The 3,210-nt window shown below is 51.9% G+C and carries 2 rRNA genes; both read left to right on the forward strand.

Features of this window, described 5'->3' with window-relative positions:
* Positions 1 to 276: 276 nt before the first annotated feature.
* Positions 277 to 2,998: ribosomal RNA gene (locus tag JHL21_RS17570) — 23S ribosomal RNA — on the forward strand.
* A gap of 80 nt (positions 2,999 to 3,078) precedes the next feature.
* Positions 3,079 to 3,194: ribosomal RNA gene (gene rrf / locus JHL21_RS17575) — 5S ribosomal RNA — on the forward strand.
* Positions 3,195 to 3,210: the final 16 nt, after the last annotated feature.

Here is a 3,210-nt window from a genome sequence, read left to right on the forward strand (position 1 = left end):
AAAATACGTCGCGAGATAAGAGCAAAGTTTGGTTGTGTTGAAACCTTGGTTTCCACGACCCGATATTTGGACATCGTAAAGAGATTGCTTGCTGTTCCGTTTGATCCGACACCCTCGGAGAGGCACAGTTTAGCAACGTGAATTCTGGTTTTTTTGATCTGACCGATCAAACCCGGAGCAGTGATGCTTCGGTTATAACATCGGCCCGATGACTGAGATCTGAACCGTACAAGAGCGGTTTGGGTTGTTGACGTTGCGGGCATAGATAATGAGAACGATCAAGCGTCTTAAGTGCATTCAGTGGATGCCTTGGCGTGTGCAGGCGATGAAGGACGTAATACGCTGCGATAAGCCTCGGGGAGCTGCGAATAAGCTTTGATCCGAGGATTTCCGAATGGGGAAACCCGACCGTAAGGTCACCCGAAAGGGAGCTAACCTGGGGAACTGAAACATCTAAGTACCCAGAGGAAAGGACATCAAACGAGACTCCGTTAGTAGTGGCGAGCGAACGCGGACCAGGCCAGTGGCCTCGGTGTAAGAACGGGAACGACTTGGAAAAGTCGGCCATAGTGGGTGATAGCCCCGTACCGGTAGAAAGCATCGAGGTCCTCGAGTAAGGCGGAACACGTGAAATTCTGTCTGAACATGGGTAGACCACTATCCAAGCCTAAGTACTCGCACACGACCGATAGTGAACCAGTACCGTGAGGGAAAGGTGAAAAGCACCCCGACGAGGGGAGTGAAATAGTACCTGAAACTGGATGCATACAAACAGTCGGAGCTCGAAAGAGTGACGGCGTACCTCTTGTATAATGGGTCATCGACTTAGTCTGTCTAGCAAGCTTAAGCCGTTAGGTGTAGGCGCAGCGAAAGCGAGTCTGAATAGGGCGTTAAGTTAGACGGATTAGACCCGAAACCGAGTGATCTAGGTATGAGCAGGCTGAAGGTACGGTAACACGTACTGGAGGGCCGAACCCACGTCTGTTGAAAAAGACGGGGATGACTTGTTCCTAGGGGTGAAAGGCCAATCAAACTCGGAAATAGCTGGTTCTCCGCGAAAGATATTTAGGTATCGCCTCAGACGAATACCTCAGGGGGTAGAGCACTGGATGGGCTAGGGGGTCTCACCGACTTACCAAACCTAACCAAACTCCGAATACCTGAGAGTACTATCTGGGAGACAGACGGTGGGTGCTAACGTCCATCGTCAAAAGGGAAACAACCCTAACCTACAGCTAAGGTCCCCAAGTCATAGTTAAGTGGGAAAGCATGTGGGATTGCTTAGACAACCAGGAGGTTGGCTTAGAAGCAGCCATCCTTTAAAGATAGCGTAACAGCTCACTGGTCAAGCGATCCTGCGGCGAAGATGTACCGGGTCTAAAACTATGCACCGAAGCTTAGGGTTTGCAACTTGTTGCAAGCGGTAGCGGAGCGTTCCGTAAGCCTGTGAAGCCATACCTGTGAGGGGTGGTGGAGGTATCGGAAGTGCGAATGATGACATGAGTAGCGACAAAAAGTGTGAGAGACACTTTCGCCGAAAGTCCAAGGGTTCCTGCGCAATGCTAATCAGCGCAGGGTTAGCCGGCCCCTAAGTCGAGGCAGAAATGCGTAGACGATGGGAACCACGTTAATATTCGTGGGCCAGGTGGTAGTGACGGATCGCGCAGAGCTGTATTCCCTTATCGGATTGGGAGTGCAGTGAGCCGGTTCCAGGAAATAGCTCCACCAATATTGACCGTACCCTAAACCGACACAGGTGGACTGGTAGAGTATACCAAGGCGCTTGAGAGAACTATACTGAAGGAACTCGGCAAATTGCACGCGTAACTTCGGGATAAGCGTGACCTTGCATTGGGCAACCAGTGTCAAGGTGTCACAAAAGAGGGGGTGGCGACTGTTTATCAAAAACACAGGGCTCTGCGAAGTCGCAAGACGACGTATAGGGTCTGACGCCTGCCCGGTGCCGGAAGGTTAAAAGGAGAGGTTAACGCCTTGAATTGAAGCCCCGGTAAACGGCGGCCGTAACTATAACGGTCCTAAGGTAGCGAAATTCCTTGTCGGGTAAGTTCCGACCTGCACGAATGGCGTAACGACTTCCCCACTGTCTCCAGTATAGACTCAGCGAAATTGAATTCCCCGTGAAGATGCGGGGTTCCTGCGGTCAGACGGAAAGACCCCATGAACCTTTACTATAGCTTTGCGCTGGCATTTGTGTCGGCATGTGCAGGATAGGTGGTAGGCTTTGAAGCCAGGGCGCCAGCCTTGGTGGAGCCACAAGATGAGATACCACCCTTATCGTCATAGATGTCTAACCGCGGCATAACAGTGTCCGGGACAGCGCATGGTGGGTAGTTTGACTGGGGCGGTCGCCTCCCAAAGAGTAACGGAGGCGCGCGATGGTGGGCTCAGACCGGTCGGAAATCGGTCGTCGAGTGCAATGGCATAAGCCTGCCTGACTGCGAGACTGACAAGTCGAGCAGAGACGAAAGTCGGTCATAGTGATCCGGTGGTCCCGTGTGGAAGGGCCATCGCTCAACGAATAAAAGGTACTCTGGGGATAACAGGCTGATAATGCCCAAGCGTCCATAGCGACGGCATTGTTTGGCACCTCGATGTCGGCTCATCACATCCTGGGGCTGGAGCAGGTCCCAAGGGTATGGCTGTTCGCCATTTAAAGTGGTACGTGAGCTGGGTTCAGAACGTCGTGAGACAGTTCGGTCCCTATCTGCCGTGGGTGTTGGAATATTGAGAGGAGCTGTCCCTAGTACGAGAGGACCGGGATGGACGAACCTCTGGTGGACCTGTTGTGGCGCCAGCCGCATTGCAGGGTAGCTAAGTTCGGACGGGATAACTGCTGAAAGCATCTAAGCAGGAAGCCTCCCTCAAAACAAGTATTCCCTATCAGAGCCGTGGAAGACCACCACGTTGATAGGACAGGTGTGGAAGAGCAGCAATGCTTGAAGCTTACTGTTACTAATAGCTCGATCGGCTTGATCGTTCTCATTAATCTATGTCCGTAAACACATCAGTTTACTCAGTTCATCAAAACCAGAATTCACGTTTTATGTTTTTCGCTGACCTTGTGGTTCTTGCGAGGAGCCCAAGACCCGATCCCATCCCGAACTCGACCGTCAAATTCCTCCGCGCCAATGGTACTAAGTCTCAAGACTTGGGAGAGTAGGTCACTGCAAGGTCTGCCAAAAACATAAA

It is taken from the genome of Devosia sp. WQ 349K1, assembly GCF_016595685.1.
GTDB lineage: Bacteria > Pseudomonadota > Alphaproteobacteria > Rhizobiales > Devosiaceae > Devosia.